Below are 21,703 nucleotides of genomic sequence, written 5' to 3' on the forward strand. Positions count from 1 at the left end.
GTCGGCTTCCCCAAGGGCGTCATCAACATCCTGACCGGCGCCGCCGGCGAGATCGGCGACGAGATCTGCGCCAACCCGCTGGTCAAGAAGATCACCTTCACCGGCTCGACCGAGGTCGGCAAGATNCTGATCCAGAAGTCGTCCGTCACCGTCAAGAAGGTGTCGATGGAACTNGGCGGCAACGCGCCGTTCCTGGTCTTCGACGACGCCGATATCGAGCGCGCCGTCGCCGGCGCGATCACCGCCAAATACCGCAATTCCGGCCAGACCTGCGTCTGCACCAACCGCTTCCTGGTCCAGGCTGGTGTCTACGACAAGTTCGTCGAAAAGCTCGCCGCCGCCAGCGACGGGCTGAAGGTCGGTTCCGGCCTCGATGACGGCGTGCAGCAGGGGCCGCTGATCGACGAGAAGGCCGTCGAGAAGGTCGAGGAACTGATCGCCGACGCCACCGCCAAGGGCGGCAAGGTTGTCGCCGGCGGCAAGCGCCATGCGCTCGGCGGTTCGTTCTTCCAGCCGACGGTGATCGCCAATGCCACGCCGAAGATGCGCTTCATGAAGGAAGAGATTTTTGGCCCGGTCGCGCCGGTGTTCAAGTTCGAAACCGAGGAGGAAGCCGTGGCACTCGCCAACGACACCGAATTCGGCCTTGCCTGCTATTTCTACACCGGCGATCTCGGCCGCGCCTTCCGGGTCATGGAAGGGCTGAAATACGGCATGGTCGGCGTCAATGAAGGGCTGATCACCACAGCGGAAGCGCCGTTCGGCGGCGTCAAGGAATCGGGCGTCGGCAAGGAAGGCGGACATCAGGGCATCGAGGATTATCTCGACACGAAATATATCTGCATTGGCGGGCTCGGTCTCTAGCGGGGCCGGCGGATGGGCATCGCTTGTGGCTTGCCTGGCGCCGAGCCGAGGTTTTCAAAGGTTAGGTGTGACACAAACCCAGCCTTGCCGAGTTGATGTCCACCGAGGCCCCGCCGTTTTCCGTTTCCGTCGCCGCTCCGTCTGCGGCGCGCTCCAGGGCGACCAGTTTCTTGACCAGGGCAAGCAGATCGCGCTTGGTGCCATGCGGCAGAGGCACGACCTGTTATACGAGTCCCATGCTGTCGCGCGCGGGCATCACGCCTCTCGGTCGCCTCTGATGACTGACGCGTCCATTCATGACCGGGAGATAAAAAATCCCTCGGCAACGCAATAGCTAGGAAAACTAATTCACAGAATTGATATACTAAGCAATCTTGTTGGCGATTTTGCTGCAGGGGATAGCGATGATAGTCACCTCGCCAAACGCTGCTCGCAGCTGCGGCGGTTCGCGCCGACGATTGTCACCGACAGCACGAGACGACACATGACCCGCGACGTTCCTGACCGCATCAAGGTGCTTTGGTTTTTGCTGACTCATGGCGACAGCCGATATCTCGGCACCTCCGAAGGCGGCAGGTCGGTCGATCTGCCCTATCTGACGCAGGTGGCCAAGGCCGCCGATACGCTCGGCTACTACGGCGTCCTCTTGCCGACAGGCCGGTCCTGCGAGGACTCCTGGGTGATCGCATCGGCGCTGGCGCCGCAGACCGAAAGGCTGCGCTTTCTCGTCGCCGTGCGGCCCGGCCTGCAGTCGCCGACACTCGCCGCATGCATGACGGCAACGCTCGACCGCATTTCCAATGGCCGGCTGCTGATCAATGTCGTCACCGGCGGCGACCCGCTCGAGAACAAGGGCGACAGCATCTTCCTGTCGCATGCCGAGCGCTACGAGGTGACTCAGGAATTCCCGCGGCGAGACGGTCGCGCATGAAGGCAAGCATTTCCGCAAGGGTGATCTGTCGGCAGTCCCCCGATCACATGTGAGGCCGAAAAGGCAAACCGTTTGGCGATGGTGTACATGACTGCGCGCTCTAGTGCCGTTGCGTTGCCTGGTATTCCTGGCAAGCTTCGATCCAGTAATCCGGGTCTTCGTAAGATGTTGGATCGTTTTGAGCAGCGAGGTGAAAGGCCTCGCGCCGCTCGACGCAGGTGCCGCAACGACCACAATGTTGAGCCCCGCCCTGGTAACACGACCAGGTTTCCGCAAAAGGCACGCCCAGTCGTGCGCCTTCGCGGACAATGTCAGCTTTGCTCAATTGCAAGAACGGCGCGTAGAGGGCGATCCTCGCCAGCCCCTCCAGCGCGTGGCGCTGCATGGCCTCGAAGGCTTCGACAAAAGCCGGGCGGCAGTCCGGGTAGATGAAATGATCCCCGCCGTGGACTGCTGCCGCCACGGCATCGGCCTGTTCCGCCGCGGCTACACCAAAGGCCACCGCCAGCATGATTGCGTTGCGATTGGGTACGACGGTGACGCGCATGCTGTCTTCGGCATAGTGCCCCTCGGGGACCGGGCCGCCGCTGGTCAGCGCCGATCCAGTTAGCAGGCGGCCGACCGCGGTGATATCGACGACGTCGTGCGGCACGCCAAGGCGCACGGCGCAGCTGCGCGCAAAGTCCAGTTCCTTTTTATGGCGCTGACCGTAATCAAACGACAGGAGGCGGGTGAGGGCTCTTTCGGCTGCGACCTTGTAGGCGAGCGTGACGGAATCCAGTCCGCCGGAGCAGATAACGACAGTTTTCACCAGGCTTCCTTGTTTTTACCGGGTAGGCTGCGACCGGATCGGCTCACGTGCCGATAGACATTTTGGCGGATTACACTGGAACGGACGCCACCCGCGAAGTGGACAGCACGCACCATCCACTTTCCCGCGCCACAAATAACCAGAGTTGTTCCGATGTCAATGAGGAGTACGCCGACGGTCGCGTTGCCCGCCCGATCGTCGTTGACTGTCTGCTGTCAGGGATGCAGCGGCTGAGGGGGCAGCGGCTTTCACATAGAGAGGCTTGCCGACCTGGTGGCGCAGAATTTGAATTCAGGACCGCCAAATTGGTCCTGACGACGAATGTCGCTGGCAAACTGTTGTGCGCTGCAAATTCTCTCTTCGCAACTGCACAAAAATGTGGCAAATGCTTCCTTTCGCAGCTGACGCAGGGGAAGGAGAGACTTGGTGAGCTCAACCGGAGGATCGAGGGCATTGACCCCGCCGGACATTGCGGCGCGGAAGGGAAAGACGCCACTTGTCTGCTTAACTGCCTATACGACGCCCGTCGCCAAGCTTGTCGATGAGCATTGCGATGTTGTGCTGGTCGGCGACAGCGTCGGGATGGTGTTGCACGGCATGTCATCTACTGTTGGCGTTACGCTCGAAATGATGATCCTGCACGGCAAGGCGGTGCGGCGCGGACTTCATAGCGCTCTGATGGTCGTGGACATGCCCTTTGGCTCTTACGAGGAAAGCCCCGCGCAGGCCTTCCGCAATGCGGCCCTGGTTATCGCCGAAACCGGCGCGGCGGCGGTCAAGCTCGAAGGCGGCGAAAGCGTCGCGGAGACAATCCGGTCTGTGACCGCCCGCGGCATACCCGTAATGGGCCATGTCGGACTGACGCCGCAGGCTGTCAATGCCTTTGGCGGTTATCACATTCAGGGACGAGGCGAGGATGCCGAACGGATCCTGCGCGATGCAATGGCGGTGGCCAAGGCTGGCGCGTTCGCCGTCGTGCTCGAGAAGATACCGGAAGCTCTTGCTCGGCTGATTACACAGGAAATTGCGATTCCCACAATCGGTATCGGTGCATCGCCGGCCTGCGACGGTCAAATTCTGGTTGTCGATGACATGCTGGGCTTGTTTGGCGATTTTCGGCCAAGATTCGTCAAACGGTATGCAGAGCTGGGAAAGGATGCCGAGGCAGCGATCGCGGCATACGCAAAGGAGGTGCGCGAGCGCTGCTTTCCGGGCGCCGATCACGTCTTCGGCCATGAGCCGGGCACAGTCAGTGGAGGAGAAGCCGCATGAGCACCGCGATCGTCCGGATCGTCTCCGAATTGCGTAGCATCGTTGCCGCTTGGCGCCGCGAGGGCCTAAAGATTGCCGTTGTGCCAACCATGGGCGCCCTGCATGAGGGTCATCTCAGCCTCGTGCGGGCCGCGCTGGCCAAGGCTGATCGGGTGATCGTGACGCTGTTCGTCAACCCGAGGCAATTCAACAATGCCGATGATCTGGCTGCCTATCCGCGCACGGAACACGATGACGCCGCCAAGCTCGCATCTGCTGGCGCCCATATTCTTTATGCTCCCGATGCAGCCGACATATATCCGCAAGGCTTCGGGACCACAGTTGCGGTCGGCGGTGTGAGCGAGGGGCTTTGCGGCACGTTTCGTCCCGGCCACTTCGATGGCGTGGCGACGGTGGTCACGAAGCTTCTTCTTCAGACTGGGGCCGATCTGGCTTTTTTCGGCGAGAAGGATTTTCAGCAACTTCACGTCGTGCGCCAGCTTGTCCGTGACCTCGATATCCCAATCGAGATCATCGCGGGCCCGACGGTGCGCGAAGCCGATGGCCTGGCAATGTCGTCGCGCAACGCGCGCCTGTCTTTGGCTGAGCGCAACAGGGCGCCTCGGCTGGCTGAAATCCTGGTCCAAACTGCTGAGCGGCTGAGCTCCGGGCAACTTATAAAGCGCGTGCTAAGTGAAGCCCAAGAGGCCATCCTTGCCGCAGGCTTCTCCAAGGTCGAGTATCTCGAACTGCGCGCGGATAGTGACCTTGCGTCGATCGTCAGATTGGATCGACCAGCGCGGCTGCTCGTCGCTGCCTGGCTTGGCCAAACACGGCTAATCGACAATCTCCAGGTGGCGTTGCCGCGTCCTGAAGTGGTGCATCAAGCCGCTGCCTGAATCGACAGGACGTGGCATGAACGCTCCGGCATCGTGGACATTCTATTTGGCGCTCCGCACGTTGCCCTGTCAACTCTTATGGCGCGCAGGTGAGTCCTCAAAGGTTGAGTTTGGAACCTATTTGGGCGCCGCGTTGTGCCGGGTTGGTGGGGATCTGCCGGGTTAAACGACCGGCGGGCAGTCTTCAGATGCTCTGTCGTCGGTGGCGGGGGAATCGATGATCGCCGATCATCGCCGCATCCTGGCTACGGGAATTGCGCGGCTGCGCTCCAAAATCAAATACCGGCCCGTAGTCTTCGAACTGATGCCGCCGGTCTTCAGTCTTCTACAGTTGCAGCGAACCGTGGAAGCCCTGGCGGGCAGGCTCCTCCACAAGCCCGGCAACTCGTCAGCCGCAACCATTCCGCTGTCGCTGTCAATCGCCCACGCGCCAAACCTTTTTGGACGGGCGAGAAACTGCTGCTGGCTGCAGCCGGTGCAGACCTCACCGGGGGAGCGCTGGTGGTTGGCGGCCGCTGCCGGCGTTCTCGGCGCGTCCCATTGTCGCCTGCGCTCTCCGCCCACTTGAGCAGGCGCGGTCGCAAAACCTTCGCCAGCATCGATGGAGGTCCGGAGCGGTGGTCCTCCCAGGGGAAATAGTCGTACCATCTCTGCCAACGGCCTGGCCGACTGCGTTGCCTCTTCTTCTCGAGTGAGCGCGAGATAGCTGATCGAGATCACACGCTGCCCGGTGCCGACCCGATCGCGATCGGGCGAAGGTGTAGAGCTGCTCGATATAGCCCAGGGGCTGCCCGGTCTGCTCTTCCACCCATGACCTGAGTCCCGACTGAAGGGAAAGATGGCCGAGTTCGAACGGACCGGAGGGCAGCGCGTTTGCCCGGCCGATTGTGAGAACGCGAGGCTCATAGTCGTTCACAGCGACAACGACGGCGATCAGGTCCGCTTTGATGTCGTTGGCGTTGCCCACCGGTCCGCGTTTCCTGATCCCCTTTGCGTGGTCGTCCATGTTCCCTGTTTGCTAGATATGGCTGCACTAAATGAAGCGGTCTATAATCGATTTAATAGAGCCTGTGCCACGCAGGTCGGCGCGTCAACAGCGCAGCCATGCGCCACCAGTGGTTCTCCCAATCAGCTTGGCCTGCGGCAAACCGACATTACCGAGAGAACACGGACGGCCAGCCGCTCTCGCGCCCGCTTGCTCCTGCGCTGCTGAGGCGTGCTCGCGAGCGGCTCGCTCAGCTGCCCAGAAGAAACGTGTCGGCGGCTTATCTGCTGGCCATCCGAGATTTGCGAGGCCAATCGTCGTTCAGGTGGGTCGGCATGGCGCAGAGCGGATCGTCTTCGATGTTAATAGCGTCGCCACAATCTTGCTGCGGGATTTCAGCCGCAAGACCGAGAAAGGAAAATAGCAATGGACGCCTGTCTGCAACTGTTGGGGTGAGGCTCATCCAGCTGTCGCTCGGCGTGCTTTTGTGGCCGCCGCGCTTGAAGCGCGCATCCTGCGTTGCGACTGAGGAATATCAGGGCTTGCCTACACCGCTGCCCGCGCTGCAAGTCGAATCTGTAAGCCGGGTTCCAGCCAATGCCGGCGGCGCGACAACCAAGGCACCACAAGTTCCACGCAGCTGCCGATCACACCCCAAATGGAAGGGCAAGTTGGCCAAGCTGGGCTTAATTACCTCGTGAACCGTCATGTCCCGGACAGAATAGTCTGCGATGGTCGGCGGGCGTCCAGGCGGTGGCCTCTTCACAACAATCGTGCAGCAGGTTGAGAGAAAAGAATGAACGCTGAAGCATTCAGCACCTCCATCTTCGTGAAGCGTGCCACATACATCGTGCAAGAGATTGCCAGCCTCGCGGATGCAATCGAATTTCTTGACGAATGGCCGGAAGACCGCAGAGACCTGATTCACGAGACCGCCCTTCGGGTGTGCTATGATGCACATGATGGGCGCAAACCTGTAAGCGCTGCGCGCAATGCCTTCCTCGGCTTTTCGGAACGGGCAGGCATATTCATAGACCCAACCTCCGCGATGAGGTGGATCGCTGCCTGCACATCGGGCGGCGGAAAGATCCAAGTCTAGGCTCATTCGGCGGCGTTGGCGAGCGCCATACCAAGGTGCTCGCTAGCGATCGCGCCAGCCTGCTCAACATCCGGATGCTCTGTAAGTGCTGTGCTGGAGCACGGTGCATGGCTCGCGCCGCCGTAGGAACTCTCGCCCGCAGCGCTGTGGCACCTACCCTGCATCCGGTGCTTGACGTGGCCGTACAGGCGGCACGGCGTCGATGCTTCGTTCTTGGCCATTATCGTGGTCGCGACGGGGAGATCATTCGCCTCACAACAGCTGCCGTCTCCGCTATGTGGTGGATACCAACGCGCCGCGCCCGCCGCTGGTTTGTCGCCAATTGCGCGTGACCTACGATCGCTTCTCTTCGGAGAACCCTTGTCGTCTCACATATATGAAGCGCTCAAGGGCGGGAGAAAAAAGGCGTCGGTTGATGGCGTTTGCGAGCCGGGCCGGTCGGTCGTTCGATTGAAAGCTTCGTTTGAGGGGCAAACTCTGTGGCATTCAATTCGAGCAGCCGCCCGTCCATTTCCCTATCCGCGGCGGTAAGTCGATGATTCAGACGTAGGTAGTCCGTCCAGGTCGGCGTGCGAAAAGTCTCCGTCCAACGGCAAGGTTCTTGAAGGTCGCGCTGCAGGGTCCAATGCCGAGCACCGACGCGACTTTGCACCCGTCGCCGTTCACGCATCTGCTCAAGGAAAGCCTCGACATTTTTCTCCGGTATCACGTAGTCGATCTTAACGACGATTGGGCCGCTTCTTGGCTTCAAATCGAGGGCGACTTCCGGCGCATCGAATCCCCGGGGAGCTTGGTCTGATTCTTTCCATTCGCGGATGGGCAACAGGAACCCGGTTGCAGCGGCCAGCAACAGAGCTCCAGCGGAGCCTTCAAGTGCCCAGCTGAGGGAATAATTCTGAGCAACCATGCCCCACAGCCAGCTGCCGGCTGCGATGCCGCCCGACGAAAAGGCATAATAGACCGACAAGGTGCGACCTACGACCCACCGCGGGCTCGCCAATTGCACGCTGACGTCAAGTCCAGTCCAAGTGACAACCCAACCCGCGCCGCCGAGCGCGAGTGCAATAGCTGCCACTGCAATGGAAGGGGTCAGGGCAAGAGAGAGCGAACACGCCGCGCAGGCGATGCAAGCGAGCGTGATCAGCCGCTCCTGAGATAGCGTTCGCCGCAGGACGTTGTTGGAGATACCAGCGGCGAAGGCGCCGGTGCCGAAGCCGGCCATCAGGATGCCATAGCCGACTGGCCCTGCGCTCAACTGATCGCGAGCAACCAGAGGGAGCAACGCCAGTATGGCGATGCTGGCCAGCCCAAAAAGGGATCCGCGTGCGATTGCTGCCTTGATCTCTGAAGACATCGCCGTAAAGCGCACCCCGTCATGGATGGCCGTGGACATTGACTCGCGCGGGAGAGGCGAGGAGGGGACCTTCCACTTGCACCGCTGTATGGTCCACAGCAGGCCCAGATAGCTCAGCGTCGCCAGGGCGAAGGCGGTCAGAGATCCAAAAGAGGCAACGACGAAGCCGCCAAGCGCCGGGCCGATACTGCGAACAGCGTTATATCCGACCGATATTAGCGTAACGGCAGCTGGAACATCGCTCTTGCGCAGAACATCGCCAACCGAGGCATGCCACGCTGGGTCGGTGAACGCCACGCCGCATCCCGCTAAAAAGCTTAATCCGAGGACAATCCAGGGGTCGACAAGTCCCAGCGCAACGAGGCAAGCCAGCATCGCTGATGCCAGCGCGATCACGCACCAGCCAGCGAACATGACTTTGCGGCGGCTGAAATTATCGGCGATGGCGCCGGCAAAGACAGACAGGAAAAACGCGGGCAGCGTCGTTGACGCTTGCACCAGCGCCACGTTCAGATCGGACTTTGAGATCGTTGCCATCAGCCAACTGATCGCAACAGTCTGCATCAGCCAGCCGAGGCTGGAAACCTGCGTCGCCAGCCAAATCGATCTAAACGTCTGATTCTTGAGCGGCGCAAACGTTGTTGGCGCTACCACATCCGCATCTGCGCACGCCGGCTTGCTCATCTTCCTCGAACCTTGAACCGTTTGCTGGTTCTGTTGACTCGCGTTCCGGCACGCAATTGCCATCACCCAGGAGCCGGATGAGGTGCATTTCCTCCCACACGGCGCAAGATGTTTTCGCCCGAACCCCCCTCGTGGTCGAAACGAATGTTTCTTGTGGAGGAATGATCCGATCAAGATCTGCATAAGTCGGCGCCCATCTGCCGGCCTTGGAGCGCCCGGCGACGATGGTCTTGCTGAAGCCGATTTTGTCCGGCTGCGCGCGGTAATTCGGTCCTGTCCTGCAGGACATGGAGCGGAGCTTCGCTGGCCGCAACGCGCGCTGCGGTCGCGGCCAGCGAGAACGCTATGTTTGGTCACACGCGGGCTGTCAAAGAAGCGGTAGGCCGCCTTGGTCGTGGCCCAGTCGCCGCAGACCGCCGGGATTGGCTGCCCGGCGCAGCTGACATCTGGTCCAGCAACCATCGCGGTCGACGGGCCAGACGCTTATCGGGCAGGGCTGTCGCGGCTGCTGACGGTCATGTCTCAACTCCGTGATTTGGTCACGGGATCACGGCAGATTCATACCACAGGCCGCCGACGATGTGGGTAGTCGGAAGCGTCACCCAGCGGGTGAAAGGAACCGCCTCAAAGGCATCGGGCTGGGCTCGGCCCAGATCGCGATATGCCAGATTCCAAGTCTGCGCCCCTGGCGACTGCTTGCCGCGCAACAGGGCTGTTCAATCTTTTAAACTTATGCCTCGCCTTGCTGCCGGCGCCGGGTGATCACATGACAGTTTTATTAAGAAATGTGCCACTTCAATTAATTTCATCCCACCATTGATCTAGATCAACCGAGCGTCTTGTCACGGCTGACATTGCTGCCGCGCACCCGAATTTCTGATTTCAAGGAGAGCATGATGAGAGACTGGATAAGGCCGGGACGCGGAATCACACTCGGCATTGCGCTTGTGGTGACAGGATTGCAGCAGGCGGCGGCCGCGGATGCACAATTCGTGGGTGTGACGCAGAAGGACACGGTCCACGTGGTCGAACCTAGCCCTTGGCAAGTTCGCCTGCGTGGGCTGGGGGTGATCACGGACGATAAGGGTAACGTCAACGGAATTCCGGGCTCCAGCCTCTCTTATTCGGATACCGTGATTCCGGAATTTGACGTTACTTACTACTTCACCGACAATCTCGCCGCTGAACTCATACTCGGCACTACCTACGCCAATATCTACGGCGAGGGAACGATCGGTGGGCTGGCCAAGATCGGCAAGACTTGGGTGCTGCCGCCGACCCTCACGCTGCAATACCACTTCACCCATTTCGGTGCTTTCAAGCCCTACGTCGGCGCAGGCGTAAACTACACGGTCTTTTATAACCAGGAGACTGGCAGCGCCGACGCTCTCGACGTCAAGAACACATTCGGCGGCGCTGTGCAGGTCGGATTCGACTACACCCTAGATCAGCATTGGGGCATCAATTTCGACGTCAAGAAGCTGTTTCTCGAGCCGAAATTTGACGCAGTGGTCGGCGGCACGAACGTCACGGGCAAAGCCAAGCTCAATCCTTGGCTGATCGGCACAGGCGTCACCTACCGCTTCTGACAATTCAAATCCAAGGCGGCACCACGTCCAATTGGTGCCGCCAAGCTCGTGGTCGCCTGATGCGCACGGGCCACTGCGCCGGCGTTCGCGATGACCCGACGGCTCCGCCTCGTGCGCGACTACGCGCAGCGCATAGACGTCTCTCACCCACGATCCTCATCGCAATGCTCGCAAATTTCATCCGCAGAAACGCTCATCCTGAAATTTCAAAACGGGCTCTCGGCGCAGCCGCCCGATTGCGGAAGACGTAGGTTCCCGGACGGCGGCATCAATGTAAGCGCGAAAGGATTTTATTAACTTTCATCATCGACGTATCCTCCTCCTGAGAATGTCTGCTGAATCGGATTGATGGCCAAGCGACCAACGATTGCCGATCTTGCCCGCGAAGCCAACGTCAGCGTGGCAACCGTTGACCGGGTTCTGAACGCCCGTCATCCAGTCCGCAAGCAGACTGCGCTGCGGGTCTACGAGGCGGCCAATGCTATTGGCTATCACGCGGCCGGCCTTGTCGAGCGGCGCGCGCAGCCGGATCCGCCGCGCTATCAGCTTGGCTTTATCCTCAGAAAACCGGCGCAGCATTTTTACCAAGACTTCGCGCGCGAAATCGAAGCGGCAGTCAACGCGTCACAGGCGTTCCACGGCACTTCGCTTATCGAATTCGCGCCGTCGCATGTGCCGGGCGATCTGATCGCACTTCTCCAGGAGCTCGGGGGCCACTGCCACGCGATCGCCATGGTGGCGCCGGACCATCCGAAGGTCACGGCAGCCGTCGAAGAACTCAAAGCGAAAGGAATCCCAGTTTTTTCGCTGCTTTCCGATTTCGCCGCCGGCGTACGCGAGGGCTATGTCGGCCTAAACAACCGCAAAGTCGGGCGCACAGCGGCCTGGATGTTCTCCAAAGCCGCAAAACGGCCGGGTAAGGTGGCGGTCTTTGCCGTCAGTGAACGTTACCAGGCTCACGAGCTTCGCGAAATCGGCTTTCGCTCCTATTTTCGTGAGAGCGCGCCGACGTTCGAGGTGCTTGACATCCCAATGAACGTCGGGACGCGACGGATCACGTACGAGGCAACACTGGATCTGATTCACCGGGAACCCGAACTTGTCGGCTTTTATGTGGCCGGCGGCCGCATGGAGGGCGCAATCTCGGCCCTCAGGAAACAGGGCGAAGAGCGGGATATTGTCGCCATCGTCAACGAGATCACACCGGAGTCACGGGCCGCGCTCGCGGATGGCATCATCACGATGGCGGTCGCCACACCACTGCGCCGGCTTTGCCAGGAGCTGATGACGCTGATGGCCCGGGCCATCGAAACCGGCTGCGCGAAGACGCCGGGACAGACATTTCTGCCGTTCGACATCTATCTCCCCGAAAATATTTGAAGATGAAATAATTTAGCAGACGTAGCCAGGTCGTGTATCGAAACGGAGCCGTCACCAGCCAAATCTTGAGGCCGAGTTCGGCGCACTGAGCCCAGCCGTGGTTCCTGAGCCCACTTCGGACGCACGGCTCTGGTTCCCGCCGAAGTTGATTCTCAAGTCGATGTCCGCCGATCTTTGGCGGAATTGCCGAGCAGTCTAGCTTGCGTTATGACGCCGCCGCGCCTAGCGGCCGCGCTCGCAACACTCAGAATATGAGCGGGTGGCGCCAAGACTGTCGCGGATATGTTGCGGGGCGATGCGGCTCGAACGGGTCCGATGCGGTTCGCTGCGGCAGTCTACGAATCTGGGGATCAGAGCGACATCTCGACAGTTTGGGCTGATGCTGTGCCCGGAGTCCTGCCCATACGAGCTCCGCTCTCGGGCAGGCACGCTTGGCGAATTGAGAAACTTCTGTGATTGCCGTTGCTCACCCCGAGCGTGTGCGCGATGAGGTCGTGCCCCGCTGAGTGGTGTAGCTCAGCGTGACAAAGCCGCTCGCGAGCGCGCCCTCGACAGCGCTGAAGCGAGCGAGGCGGCGTAGCAGTGGTCATCGATGTTCCCCGGTAAGGTCGGGTTGCTGACACCAGTCTGATTCGAAGGAACGGCCGATGACCGACCACATGATGAACCTGCGCACGCTCGTGGAGAAGACCCCCGACGCCGATATCTTGCGCGAAATGATCGGCTTTGCCGCGGAGCGGCTGATGGAGCTGGAGGTGGGTGCGGCCACCGGCGCCGGCTATGGCGAGAAGAACCCGCTGCGCACGGCTCAGCGCAACGGCTACCGCGACAGAGACTGGGAGACGCGGGCCGGCACCGTCGAGCTGCGCATCCCCAAGCTCAGGAAGGGCTCCAACTTCCCGAGCTTCCTAGAGCTGCACACCGCGCTTGATCTCGCCGACCGACCCGCAAGCAGCGTTGTCCTGTTGTCTTTGGCCGGTTTAATTCTTTCGACGGTGGAAAGAGTGTGTTGACGTTCCTGAATTCTCTCCATTTTTCATCCCTACCGTTCTGGCGAAGGATGGCGCCGGAGGCGGTATGCCTCCGGCGCGTCAGGCGCAAGAGCTCCCGCTGCTGGTTCATTGGCCTCTACCGTCGCGCGATGGCAGAGGACAGTCGCCGGCGCACGAAAAGCAGCGCGAGAAGCGTCGCCTGTCGGCCACGGTGACCTTCGGCGATGCCGGCAAGCACTGGTTGAAGCGCGCGAGGATGGCGGCAGCACACTTCATTGTCACCATTAGATTCCGCGGAGAGGTGATCCCTGCCTTGCCGTGAATTGGCTCCGCACTGATCCAAGCCCTTTTGCGGTGTGAATCGATCGTAGCCATTGCAGCGGTTCCTCTTCGTCTGCTGGCAAGCCGCGCTCGGCGTCCTCGAATGGATTGGGTCTGACCGAAGACCGGCTTCGCCTCGATCGTCTTCCCGCAACGTCCGACGCTGGTTTTTTTCCGCCGCCGGCCCAAGAGGCCGGCTTTGCATCGCGAAACAAAAAAGCCAGCGTCAGCCGTCCTCCACTTCGTTTCAGCCCTTCGGGGTGCGGATCGATCGTCCTCGGTCTCACGACCACCATCGAGGCCGCGATGGGCGCGGCCCGATCAACAGAAGGAACCACCGCAATGGCTACGATCGGCATCTTCACCAGCACCGGAAAGGGCTTCAAGGGCTCCGTCAAGACCCTCAACCTCAACGTCAAGACCGTCGATTTTGTCCCCGCCGAAGGGGACAACGAAAAAGGTCCGGACTATCGCATCTTCGCCGGCGCCACCGAATTCGGGGCGGCATGGAAGAAGACCTCGCGCGAAGGACGTGACTATCACTCGGTCAAACTCGACGATCCAAGTTTCCCCGCTCCGATCTATGCGAGCCTGGTCGAGACCGAAACCCAGGGCGAGTTCTCGCTCATCTGGTCCCGCCGCGCCGCCGAGTGAAAGCGGCCTAACAAAAAAGGACCCCGGCGCGCCGCGCCGGGGCTTCACCATGCTCAGTCCGCCACCGCTCGATTGTAACCAGTTCGATGAGGCAGGCTAGGCCTTGGCGGCAACTTTGCGCGTTTTCTTGACCGGCGATTTTGCAGGTGCTGCTGTCACAGTCGCTGCAGCGACGCGAGGCATCCGTTTCGGGTTCTCCTCCTTGGCTGCTTCTGGTGCCGCCAGCTTGCGGCCGAGCCCGGCTGCCTTCGCCAGCGCCGAGCGGGCGGCGGCGTAGTTCGGCGCCACCATTGGATAGTCGGCAGGCAGGCTCCACTTTTGCCGGTATTCCTCAGGGCTCAGATGGTAGTGCGTGCTGAGATGCCGTTTCAGCGATTTGAAATTCTTCCCGTCTTCCAGGCAGATAATGTAGTCGGGCGTCACCGACTTCCTGATCGAAACGGCCGGTTCCAGTTTCACCACAGGTTCGGCCAGGGGTGTGCCGACGTTCTGCAGAGCGACATGGATATCGCCGATCAGTTTCGGCAGCTCCGCCACCGGCAATGGATTGTTCGACACATAGGCGGAGACAATATCGGCAGCAATCGACACGAGATCGGTTTTGCCCTGTTGCTCATCGGATGCGATCATGCAGTTTCCTTCTTCGGGGTTCAATTACGTCAGCATGTTACTTGTGCGGTTTGTACAATAGATCAAGCGAATAATGATTGTTCGCTCCACAAATCCCTAAGCAGGCGACACTTCCAGGCAGAACCCCGTTCCGATTTATTTTGGTCGCCTCGGAACAATCTGCCAACTGCCTTAAGGGAAGCGAGGAGACTTTCCCCTCGCTTCCCCGCCATTGCCGGCTGTGCAGAGCAGGGCCGCCGGCTCGCAAAGCGGCCGACCAATCGGCAACCACCGCGATCAATTCCATCCGCTCCGCTCGACCGTGCAGCCCGGCTCCGCGCGCCGGCAATGGCCCCCATCACTCCCGCGCGCTCACGCGCCCCCGGAAGGCATGCCGCAGGACATGCCTTCGGCATCGACTGAAAAAGGAGTGACCAATGAACATGATCACGAACACCAACAGTACAAGCAACAACCAGCAGCCCCCCGTTCCCGGCAGCTTTCGCGTCGACATTTCGCGCGGCGAGCGCATTGGGCGCGTTTCCTCGGAATGGTTCTCGCGTCCCGATGATGAGCGCTATCTTTCGCTGACCGAGCTCTATGATGCTGTGCGCACGCGTGCGGATCGTGCCACCGCGCGCACCGTCGAGAGCCGCGCCGTTCGCGTCGAGGCAAGCCGCGAGAATGCCGAACGGCTTTCGCTGATCGTTCCTGGACAGGAGCAGATGATCGCGCCCACACATTGGAGCTTCGGCCAACTGTGCAGCCTTGTCGGTGCACCCGCAACCTACATGCGTCAGCTTCCCGCACCGCTGGCAGGCATCAATCTCCAGCACGGCTTGCTCAGTCATCGCGCCGAGCTTGTGAAAACCCTTGAGGCGGAGGACGGACGCATCGAGCTTCGCGCTGTCACCGGGCCAGACTATGGCCGTATCTGGGATCATGAGCTTGTCGCAGCCGTCATGAAGATCGCGGGCAATGGCACCGGCGACACCATGTGGAAGGTGCCGGGGATGCTTGATTGGGCGACCATGACGCATAATCCCTTCGTGGACATCACGAAGGACACCACCACGCTTTACGCCAGTGACCGCGACGTGTTCCTGTTTCTGGTCGACGACACCCACCCCATCGAGGCAGGGCGCCTGCCGAACGGAGAGCCGGATTTGTATTTCCGGGGATTTTATTGCTGGAACAGCGAAGTCGGCAGCAAGACGCTTGGCATCGCCTCGTTCTACCTTCGCGCGGTTTGCATGAACCGCAACCTTTGGGGCGTCGAAGGCTTTGAGGAAATCAGCATCCGGCATTCGAAATTCGCCGCGCAGCGTTTTGCCCACGAGGCAGCACCGGCCTTGACCAGTTTCGCCAACTCCTCGCCGGCGCCGTTTATCGCTGGCATCAAGGCCGCGCGTGAGAAGATCGTCGCCCGCAGCGATGACGACCGCGAAACCTTCCTGCGCAAGCGAGGCTTCTCCAAGGCCGAAACCGGCAAGATCATCGCGGCCGTCTTGCAGGAGGAAGGCCGGCCACCCGAAAGCATCTTCGATTTTGTACAGGGCATGACTGCGCATGCGCGTACCAAATCCCATCAGGACAGCCGGCTTGAGCTGGAAGGCAAGGCGAAGGCGTTGCTCGAAAAGGCAGTCTAACCGCGCGATGCTGCGCGGTCGAAATCCGGCCGCGCAGCCAATCACCAATTGCCGCGGATCTGGGAGGCAGCGATCGGCTGTCGCGGTTGCGCCTGGCAGGCGGCGCCGCTCGCCGGGCTCTGCCCGGCTCGCGATGCGACTGCAGTCTGATTGCGATGCGTGGCTGGTCATGAACACGACAAATCGGACTTTAGCGATCCTTTGACTTGCCGCTTTGAACTGCCACGACCTCGCTCAATATCTCATGCGGATCGAAGCCTATCGTTTCAGCCAGATCGAGAAATTCGACAACGTCGATTCGCCGGCCACCGGACTCGATGGCCGCGACCACCGATTGATATCTATCCAGCGCTTTCGCCAAATCAGCCTGGCTCAGGCCGGCTTTCCTACGCTTTTCAACGATCAGTTGGACCAGACGCACATGTCTTGGCGATCGAAGCGTCTTTTGCATTTTGCCGGTCCTTGACGAAGCCGGCAGATCAATTAAATGGAAAATCGGATAACCAGAAAATCTGTTAATCTGATCGCGTTCAGTCATAACGCATCGAGGTGATGGCCGTGTCACATCCAGGCGCCCAAATCAGGATTTGGCAGCACATCGAGGAGTGTGTCGGCGTACGAGATTGCCATGCTTAAAGCTCTTCTCGATCCTGATGTCGCCGACGTCGCGCCAGACGCCTCAATCCTGACCGGCTACGACGAGGAGCATCTCCTCACCTACATTCGCCTGCTGGATGCAGCAGCCGAAAACGCCGACTGGCGCGAAGTGGCCAGGATCGTTCTGCACATCGATCCCGCGAAAGAGCCGGAACGGGCATTTCGAGCATGGGAAACACATCTCGCTCGCGCCCGATGGATGACCACCAATGGCTATCGCTACCTCTTGGCCGGCGGTGCACCACACTAGGCATTTGATCCGGCGCTGTGCTCATTGAGCAAGGCGGTTTGCCGACTCTCTGACTACCCAAACCAGCTGTTGCCTCGGAAGCTGATGACGAAGCTCGCGGCAGACCGCGGGCCGGATGAGGACCGTTGCCATGTCGCAAAGCGATTGGACCGATCCGGCGGCATACGAGCACATGCGCGGCTACGAAGCCGATCAGTTTGCCGCCGAGTATCTGATCCGGAACGCTGATTTTGCCGCCGAATGTCAGCGGCTGGCATCAAGTCCACTGACGACAGGAGAACTCGCCGGCTCGCTGGAATTCGCCGCACGTTGGGGCGCGCGATTTCAAAATCTCTGCTGACCAGCGTCTCTCACCCGAACACATCGTCTGGACGGAACAGGCCTCGCCTCGGGTTCTTCAAGCGACGAAGTTGGCAGCTTTCGCGGGTGCCTCGCAGCCTGTCCTTCGACAACTCGGCACAGCTCAAAGCTGGACCGAAGCCGAGCGGGTTCATGTCCTCTGGCCGCCGGCTCCGGAGACACATCACATCATCTCCAATGAACCAGGAGACCTGCTCGACATCAACGCTGTTGTCCTGCCGCTGGACGAGAATTTCGAAACCAGGCTGGACGCCGCGCGCCGGCTCTGGCGGGCGCTGAATGGCCGTCGGCTCGGCACCCGGTATGGCTCACTGCCTCAACAGACCAGGCTGAGACACATTCTCAATCTCCGCACCTTCGATGGAAGGCACCAGCGGGCTCCTTACCGCCGGCTCGCCGAGGAACTGCTGTCCTGCGAGCCCATCGCTGCGCGCGATTGGCGCGACCATCACCTGCGCCACAAGGTGCGGGCGATCCTGCGACGGGCCGACCGCCTGGTGGCCGGCGGCTATCGGGACCTTCTCCTCTATCCGCAAAGCCGCCACCGCAGCTCGGAGTCATGAGATCAGGCGCAGGATGAGTATAGCCTTCGCCAAGAACGCGACGAAGCAATCGATCGCTTTTCGATTAAGAGGATTGCGTGGTGCCCAAGCCAGAAAATCCTCAACCGACATCCATTCCCCGGGCTTTGAAGAAGAGTCACAGTGGATGAACTCAATACATGCTTGTAGCTCTTCAGGATCAAAAGCCAATTGCCACCTTCCGTCATCATCTTCGGCGAGACCGTAGCTGACACGTGGCATGGACTTTCCTCTTTTGTGAGCAACAGTCCAAAGCACGGAGCTGAGGTCGGTCATCAGATCTTGGTATTGACCACGGGTAACCCATAGCCCCCATTACATCGCCAGCTCGCTCTCCTAAGACGTATGCCGGCCGTGGGACCATTGTCGGCGCTGATCCGGGCGCCTGGGGTAGCAAAAACACGCCCGCCGATCTTTGCCCTCCCTCCCTTTTTCTCAATTCGGCCATCGTCCGTTTCGCGCGTCCCGGCAGGCCAGGACGACAGCAGAACCGAATGGAGATCGAGCGATGTCGAAGGGTCCCGCGGACGCGCCCCACAAATATCTTCGGACCAAGGAGGCCGCGCCTATCGTTGGCCTCTGCGCCCGGACACTGGAAAAACACCGGACCTACGGCACCGGCCCCAAATACCGCAAGGTCGGCGGCCGTGTTCTCTATGACATAGACGACCTGCATGCCTGGATCGAGCTCGGCACCCGCACCTCCACCAGCGATACAAACGCCACCTACGTGCCGCCCGCCAAGCCGCATGCGGCCCGCGCGCCGGCCTTTGCAGGCAAGCAGCGCTGAGCCTTCCAGCTGCGGTATAGGGACATGCGGCGACCCCCGACAGATCTGGAGCCGATAGCGCTGTTTCATGCGCGCCCCGGCAAGATGGCCTTGCGCGACGCACAGGACCTGATGGCCTGGCCATTCTTCTCGCTCGCCAAATCGCGGCGCGTCACCCCGATCGACTTTCGCATGGGCGAGATCGCCATCCGTGTCGAGGCGACCGCCGAGCACGGAATGGCGACCATCTGGGATGCCGACATCCTGATTTGGGCCGCCTCTCAGATCGTCGATGCCCGAGACAATGGGCTGCGAACCTCGCGCATGATGGCGGCGACGCCGCACGAAATCCTGACCTTCATCGGTCGCGGCACGTCAGCCCGTGAGTACCTGCTGCTCAAGGCAGCGCTCGACCGCCTCCAGTCGACCACCGTCGCCACCTCGATCCGCCAACCTACCGAGCGGCGCATGCACCGCTTCTCCTGGATCAACGAATGGAAGGAGCGGGCCGACCATCGCGCTCGACCGCTTGGTATCGAGCTTGTCCTGCCCGACTGGTTCTATTCCGGCATCATGGGCGACGCCTTCGTGCTCACCATCGACCGTGCCTATTTCGACCTGACAGGCGGCATCGAGCGCTGGCTCTATCGTCTCGTGCGAAAACATGGCGGCCGGCAGGCGCATGGTTGGTCATTCGACCTGCACCATCTCCACGCAAAATCCGGCAGCCTGTCTGCCTACAAGCGCTTTGCCTTCGAGGTTCGTGGCATCGTTCGCCGGCAATCCTTGCCGGGGTATCGCCTGACGCTGGGCATCACGAAGGCCGGCGAACCTCTTCTCACTTTCAAGGCCTGCCATCCCGACCTTTTCAACCGCTTCGGCAAGGCCAGGGCCGCGGAGGACAAGCTGTGAATCAACTCGTCACTTCAGGAACCCGAAGACACGGGATTTCGGGAACCCGATCCCCGTCATTTCAGGAACCTAGATCGCAATCAACCCATGGAAGCGAAAGCCGAATTCGCGCCTCTAACTTATCTAACCCGGAATCCTTCGGATTCTTTCTAACGGAACGCTCGGTTCCGGAAGACTGTGGACGATGTTGGCGATGCGCTCTCCGGATCGTCTGCAGAGATATCAACCCCGAGCCAGCCGCTCCTTCAACGGGGTGGCAGGCCGTTGCGGCTGCCCACCTCCTGCAGGGGAGGACGGCATGAGCGAACTAACCTATGTCGAGCTGCTCTGGCTGAAGAAGCGGATCGAGAACTACATCCGCTTCGGCAAAGCCGTCGAGAACAGGATCGTTGACAGGACCCGCCGCGTCGTCGCCTTCGCGCCCGGTAGCATCTTCGCCTTCGTCCGCTGGGCGGCGAATGACTTTGGCACCGTCGCCTCGCGCATCGACATTCTGCGCGCCGTCGGCACAGGCAAGCGCTGCTCGACCGTCGCCCATGTGCGGCCGGGCGCCGACATCCTGCTCACCGCCATCGGATGGCCGAAGGTTGAGAGGGTGCTGGAGATCATCGATGCCGTCGAGGCACTCGGCATCGACGCGATAGACGTCTCGCCGGAGTATTGGCGTCACGTCCACAGTCGCCTTGTCGCACGCGAAAGCCCCAGGCCTTACACACGGCAGCGGCATGAAGCGTGGCTGCTGCGCCGGCGGATTGAGCCATGAGCGCCCGCGGCAAAATCATCGGGGGAATGCTTGCGGGCGCGGCATTGATCGTCGCGCCGGCGTTAAGCGGACCTACTCCGTGGCTGATCTGGAACGCGTCGGCAAGCGTTCCGATCGGACTATATCGCATCAAGCAAGGTGGCACGCCTAAGGTCGGCGACCTCGCAGTCGTTATGCCATCCGAAGCGCTGGCCGGCTTGCTGGCCGAGCGGCGACATCTGCCGCGCGGCGTACCGCTGTTGAAGCACATCCTGGCGCGCGGCGGACAAATGGTTTGCCGCCGTGGGGCGGCCATCATCGCGCACGGCAAGATCTACGGCAGCGCGCTCGAGCGCGACAGTCGCGGCCGGCCGCTGCCTGCTTGGCGCGGCTGCCATGTGCTTGCCGACGGCGAAGTGTTCCTCATGAACTGGGATGCGGCCGACAGTTTTGACAGCCGCTATTTCGGCCCACTCCCAATCACCACCATCGTCGGCCGCGCGGTCCCCATCTGGATCATCGACCGCACATCTCCGGCGCCGGATGCTTCCGGCGAACCGGCTCCCGGCGAGCCGTGACGGCTCGCTTCTATCACCACGAAAGGACAATCCGCATGAGTCAGATCGGCACCTTCACTCGGAACAATGACGGCTTCTTCGGCAATATCTGCACGCTGACGATTGACGCCAAGCTCGCCATCTTGCCTGTCGAGAAGTCGGACGCGGAAAATGCCCCCGAACACCGCATCTATTGCGATGGCGTCGAGATCGGGGCGGCTTGGGACCGCACCGGCGAGAAGGCAGGCGCCTATCTCTCGGTGCTCATCGACGATCCGTCGTTCACGCAGCCGATCCGCGCCAACCTCTTCCAGGTCGCCACCGAAAAGGACGTCTGGAATCTGCACTGGAGCCGGCCGTCGAAGCGCGAAGAGCGAGCCTAACTTCGATGTTTCGATCGCGAATTATCGATCTTGCCCAGGCAAACCCTTTGATCGATCGAATGCCGGTCAAACCCTTCGACCCGACCGCCTGTCAGGCGGCCGTCGCGCGCAGCGAAGGTCAAGGGCGGCCGAACGCTTCTCCATCGACTGAAGTGCTATTTGCGCTGTCATGCATGAGAAGCATGATCGGCCGGCGAAGCCTTGCCCTTGCCCGAAGCGAGCACGATGGCAGGCTTTTGGCACGTCGGGATGGTGGTGCGCGCGTCACCAATCGCCAATGCGTGGCGATGTTCTCAGCCGCGTTGCTCATGCTTGGTTCTGCGGCCGGCGCAGCGGAAGCGCCGTCGCAACCGGTGCCAAAATCGTGCGCCGGGACAACAATCGCAAAGAATGAAAACTGGTCCGCTTACGTCTGTGAGG

The 21,703-nt window shown here is 60.8% G+C and carries 23 protein-coding genes and 5 pseudogenes; 20 read left to right on the top strand and 8 right to left on the bottom strand.

All coding sequences use genetic code 11. The features are described 5' to 3' along the window. A partial coding sequence (locus tag M727_RS0130800; protein ID WP_027155796.1) for an aldehyde dehydrogenase family protein occupies positions 1–864 on the top strand: 864 nt, incomplete at its 5' end. A gap of 61 nt (positions 865–925) precedes the next feature. Here M727_RS0130800 and M727_RS42035 read toward each other — a convergent pair. Beyond that, a complete protein-coding gene (locus tag M727_RS42035) occupies positions 926–1,081 on the bottom strand; it encodes a hypothetical protein (RefSeq protein ID WP_156941704.1) in 156 nt (51 codons plus the stop codon). A 267-nt stretch (positions 1,082–1,348) separates the two neighbouring features. Here M727_RS42035 and M727_RS38280 point away from each other — a divergent pair. Further along, a pseudogene (locus M727_RS38280) lies at positions 1,349–1,808 on the top strand (LLM class flavin-dependent oxidoreductase); the annotation flags it as partial. Positions 1,809–1,895: 87 nt separating this feature from the next. Here M727_RS38280 and queC read toward each other — a convergent pair. Continuing rightward, entirely contained in the window at positions 1,896–2,606 is a 711-nt protein-coding gene (gene queC / locus M727_RS0130815; RefSeq protein ID WP_027155797.1) for a 7-cyano-7-deazaguanine synthase QueC, read from the bottom strand. 426 nt (positions 2,607–3,032) lie between these two features. Here queC and panB point away from each other — a divergent pair, with 426 nt between their 5' ends. From panB to M727_RS43445, 3 genes and pseudogenes are all read left to right on the top strand, one after another. Next, positions 3,033–3,878, top strand: coding sequence for a 3-methyl-2-oxobutanoate hydroxymethyltransferase (gene panB / locus M727_RS0130820; protein ID WP_027155798.1), 846 nt, complete (start codon positions 3,033–3,035; stop codon positions 3,876–3,878). Beyond that, positions 3,875–4,756, top strand: coding sequence for a pantoate--beta-alanine ligase (gene panC, locus M727_RS0130825; RefSeq protein ID WP_027155799.1), 882 nt, complete (start codon positions 3,875–3,877; stop codon positions 4,754–4,756). The genes panB and panC overlap by 4 nt, the downstream gene beginning before the upstream one ends. Positions 4,757–4,964: 208 nt before the next feature. Beyond that, positions 4,965–5,263, top strand: a pseudogene (locus M727_RS43445) (3-oxoacyl-[acyl-carrier-protein] synthase III C-terminal domain-containing protein); the annotation flags it as partial. 5 nt (positions 5,264–5,268) lie between these two features. On the opposite strand, the pseudogene M727_RS43450 reads toward M727_RS43445, so the two are convergent. Further along, positions 5,269–5,762: pseudogene (locus tag M727_RS43450) on the bottom strand (hypothetical protein); the annotation flags it as partial. 775 nt (positions 5,763–6,537) lie between these two features. Between M727_RS43450 and M727_RS0130835 the strand changes: the two are divergent. Then, positions 6,538–6,840 (top strand): DUF982 domain-containing protein, encoded by a 303-nt coding sequence (locus M727_RS0130835; RefSeq protein ID WP_027155801.1) that lies wholly within the window; start codon positions 6,538–6,540, stop codon positions 6,838–6,840. Positions 6,841–6,842: 2 nt separating this feature from the next. On the opposite strand, the gene M727_RS0130840 is transcribed toward M727_RS0130835, so the two are convergent. Both M727_RS0130840 and M727_RS0130845 read right to left on the bottom strand, forming a co-directional pair. Beyond that, positions 6,843–7,061, bottom strand: coding sequence for a hypothetical protein (locus M727_RS0130840; RefSeq protein ID WP_027155802.1), 219 nt, complete (start codon positions 7,059–7,061; stop codon positions 6,843–6,845). 164 nt (positions 7,062–7,225) lie between these two features. Further along, positions 7,226–8,878: an MFS transporter gene (locus M727_RS0130845; RefSeq protein WP_036264087.1), complete on the bottom strand. Its 1,653-nt coding sequence runs from the start codon at positions 8,876–8,878 to the stop codon at positions 7,226–7,228. A gap of 896 nt (positions 8,879–9,774) precedes the next feature. On the opposite strand from M727_RS0130845, the gene M727_RS0130855 reads away from it, so the two are divergent. From M727_RS0130855 to M727_RS0130875, 4 genes and pseudogenes are all read left to right on the top strand, one after another. Next, complete coding sequence (locus tag M727_RS0130855) at positions 9,775–10,467, top strand: OmpW family protein (protein WP_156941705.1); 693 nt, start codon at positions 9,775–9,777, stop codon at positions 10,465–10,467. 348 nt (positions 10,468–10,815) lie between these two features. Next, positions 10,816–11,847, top strand: coding sequence for a LacI family DNA-binding transcriptional regulator (locus tag M727_RS0130860; RefSeq protein WP_027155805.1), 1,032 nt, complete (start codon positions 10,816–10,818; stop codon positions 11,845–11,847). Positions 11,848–12,494: 647 nt separating this feature from the next. Beyond that, positions 12,495–12,761: pseudogene (locus M727_RS38285) on the top strand (transposase); the annotation flags it as partial. Between the two features lie 741 nt (positions 12,762–13,502). After that, positions 13,503–13,814 (top strand): DUF736 domain-containing protein, encoded by a 312-nt coding sequence (locus tag M727_RS0130875; protein WP_027155807.1) that lies wholly within the window; start codon positions 13,503–13,505, stop codon positions 13,812–13,814. A 96-nt stretch (positions 13,815–13,910) separates the two neighbouring features. Here M727_RS0130875 and M727_RS38290 read toward each other — a convergent pair whose 3' ends face one another. Further along, positions 13,911–14,444: a MucR family transcriptional regulator gene (locus M727_RS38290; protein WP_084646979.1), complete on the bottom strand. Its 534-nt coding sequence runs from the start codon at positions 14,442–14,444 to the stop codon at positions 13,911–13,913. Positions 14,445–14,866: 422 nt separating this feature from the next. Here M727_RS38290 and M727_RS0130885 point away from each other — a divergent pair, with 422 nt between their 5' ends. Further along, the gene (locus M727_RS0130885; protein ID WP_051505821.1) at positions 14,867–16,072 is read left to right on the top strand and encodes a hypothetical protein; all 1,206 of its coding nucleotides are present in this window, start codon (positions 14,867–14,869) and stop codon (positions 16,070–16,072) included. Positions 16,073–16,262: 190 nt separating this feature from the next. On the opposite strand, the gene M727_RS40935 is transcribed toward M727_RS0130885, so the two are convergent. Then, positions 16,263–16,610, bottom strand: a complete 348-nt coding sequence (locus M727_RS40935; protein ID WP_348627193.1) for a helix-turn-helix transcriptional regulator — start codon at positions 16,608–16,610, stop codon at positions 16,263–16,265. Between the two features lie 90 nt (positions 16,611–16,700). On the opposite strand from M727_RS40935, the gene M727_RS0130895 reads away from it, so the two are divergent. From M727_RS0130895 to M727_RS38295, 3 genes are all read left to right on the top strand, one after another. Continuing rightward, positions 16,701–16,979 (top strand): DUF2285 domain-containing protein, encoded by a 279-nt coding sequence (locus M727_RS0130895; RefSeq protein WP_027155810.1) that lies wholly within the window; start codon positions 16,701–16,703, stop codon positions 16,977–16,979. A 130-nt stretch (positions 16,980–17,109) separates the two neighbouring features. Then, positions 17,110–17,319: a DUF6499 domain-containing protein gene (locus tag M727_RS0130900; protein ID WP_280944196.1), complete on the top strand. Its 210-nt coding sequence runs from the start codon at positions 17,110–17,112 to the stop codon at positions 17,317–17,319. Between the two features lie 70 nt (positions 17,320–17,389). Next, positions 17,390–17,902 (top strand): DUF2285 domain-containing protein, encoded by a 513-nt coding sequence (locus M727_RS38295; protein WP_051505820.1) that lies wholly within the window; start codon positions 17,390–17,392, stop codon positions 17,900–17,902. Here the strand turns inward: M727_RS38295 and M727_RS0130910 are convergent. Beyond that, on the bottom strand, positions 17,897–18,196 hold the full coding sequence (locus M727_RS0130910) for a hypothetical protein (protein WP_027155812.1): 300 nt from the start codon (positions 18,194–18,196) through the stop codon (positions 17,897–17,899). The genes M727_RS38295 and M727_RS0130910 overlap by 6 nt on opposite strands. Positions 18,197–18,428: 232 nt before the next feature. Here M727_RS0130910 and M727_RS0130915 point away from each other — a divergent pair, with 232 nt between their 5' ends. The 6 genes and pseudogenes from M727_RS0130915 to M727_RS42775 form a co-directional block, all read left to right on the top strand. Next, positions 18,429–18,710, top strand: a complete 282-nt coding sequence (locus M727_RS0130915) for a helix-turn-helix domain-containing protein (RefSeq protein ID WP_027155813.1) — start codon at positions 18,429–18,431, stop codon at positions 18,708–18,710. A gap of 24 nt (positions 18,711–18,734) precedes the next feature. After that, positions 18,735–19,601 carry a replication initiator protein A gene (locus tag M727_RS38300; protein WP_036264085.1) on the top strand — a complete coding sequence of 289 codons (867 nt, stop codon included), beginning with the start codon at positions 18,735–18,737 and terminating at the stop codon, positions 19,599–19,601. A 298-nt stretch (positions 19,602–19,899) separates the two neighbouring features. Further along, positions 19,900–20,364, top strand: coding sequence for a DUF2840 domain-containing protein (locus tag M727_RS0130925; RefSeq protein WP_027155814.1), 465 nt, complete (start codon positions 19,900–19,902; stop codon positions 20,362–20,364). Continuing rightward, the gene (locus tag M727_RS0130930) at positions 20,361–20,921 is read left to right on the top strand and encodes a S26 family signal peptidase (RefSeq protein ID WP_027155815.1); all 561 of its coding nucleotides are present in this window, start codon (positions 20,361–20,363) and stop codon (positions 20,919–20,921) included. Before M727_RS0130925 ends, M727_RS0130930 begins: the two co-directional genes overlap by 4 nt. Positions 20,922–20,956: 35 nt before the next feature. After that, positions 20,957–21,283, top strand: a complete 327-nt coding sequence (locus tag M727_RS0130935) for a DUF736 domain-containing protein (protein ID WP_027155816.1) — start codon at positions 20,957–20,959, stop codon at positions 21,281–21,283. A 5-nt stretch (positions 21,284–21,288) separates the two neighbouring features. Next, positions 21,289–21,703 (top strand): annotated as a pseudogene (locus tag M727_RS42775) (hypothetical protein); the annotation flags it as partial.

The organism is Mesorhizobium sp. WSM2561 (assembly GCF_000513915.1).
Taxonomy (GTDB): Bacteria; Pseudomonadota; Alphaproteobacteria; order Rhizobiales; family Rhizobiaceae; genus Mesorhizobium; species Mesorhizobium muleiense.

Bases quoted from the DNA above. Each gene is read 5' to 3' on its own strand.
- panC (WP_027155799.1), top strand. From the start codon at position 3,875: ATGAGCACCGCGATCGTCCGGATCGTCTCCGAATTGCGTAGCATCGTT.
- M727_RS0130835 (WP_027155801.1), top strand. From the start codon at position 6,538: ATGAACGCTGAAGCATTCAGCACCTCCATCTTCGTGAAGCGTGCCACA.
- M727_RS0130840 (WP_027155802.1), bottom strand. From the start codon at position 7,061: ATGGCCAAGAACGAAGCATCGACGCCGTGCCGCCTGTACGGCCACGTC.
- M727_RS0130845 (WP_036264087.1), bottom strand. From the start codon at position 8,878: ATGAGCAAGCCGGCGTGCGCAGATGCGGATGTGGTAGCGCCAACAACG.
- M727_RS0130855 (WP_156941705.1), top strand. From the start codon at position 9,775: ATGAGAGACTGGATAAGGCCGGGACGCGGAATCACACTCGGCATTGCG.
- M727_RS0130860 (WP_027155805.1), top strand. From the start codon at position 10,816: ATGGCCAAGCGACCAACGATTGCCGATCTTGCCCGCGAAGCCAACGTC.
- M727_RS0130875 (WP_027155807.1), top strand. From the start codon at position 13,503: ATGGCTACGATCGGCATCTTCACCAGCACCGGAAAGGGCTTCAAGGGC.
- M727_RS38290 (WP_084646979.1), bottom strand. From the start codon at position 14,444: ATGATCGCATCCGATGAGCAACAGGGCAAAACCGATCTCGTGTCGATT.
- M727_RS0130885 (WP_051505821.1), top strand. From the start codon at position 14,867: ATGATCACGAACACCAACAGTACAAGCAACAACCAGCAGCCCCCCGTT.
- M727_RS40935 (WP_348627193.1), bottom strand. From the start codon at position 16,610: ATGACTGAACGCGATCAGATTAACAGATTTTCTGGTTATCCGATTTTC.
- M727_RS0130895 (WP_027155810.1), top strand. From the start codon at position 16,701: ATGCTTAAAGCTCTTCTCGATCCTGATGTCGCCGACGTCGCGCCAGAC.
- M727_RS0130900 (WP_280944196.1), top strand. From the start codon at position 17,110: ATGTCGCAAAGCGATTGGACCGATCCGGCGGCATACGAGCACATGCGC.
- M727_RS0130910 (WP_027155812.1), bottom strand. From the start codon at position 18,196: ATGACCGACCTCAGCTCCGTGCTTTGGACTGTTGCTCACAAAAGAGGA.
- M727_RS0130915 (WP_027155813.1), top strand. From the start codon at position 18,429: ATGTCGAAGGGTCCCGCGGACGCGCCCCACAAATATCTTCGGACCAAG.
- M727_RS38300 (WP_036264085.1), top strand. From the start codon at position 18,735: ATGCGGCGACCCCCGACAGATCTGGAGCCGATAGCGCTGTTTCATGCG.
- M727_RS0130925 (WP_027155814.1), top strand. From the start codon at position 19,900: ATGAGCGAACTAACCTATGTCGAGCTGCTCTGGCTGAAGAAGCGGATC.
- M727_RS0130930 (WP_027155815.1), top strand. From the start codon at position 20,361: ATGAGCGCCCGCGGCAAAATCATCGGGGGAATGCTTGCGGGCGCGGCA.
- M727_RS0130935 (WP_027155816.1), top strand. From the start codon at position 20,957: ATGAGTCAGATCGGCACCTTCACTCGGAACAATGACGGCTTCTTCGGC.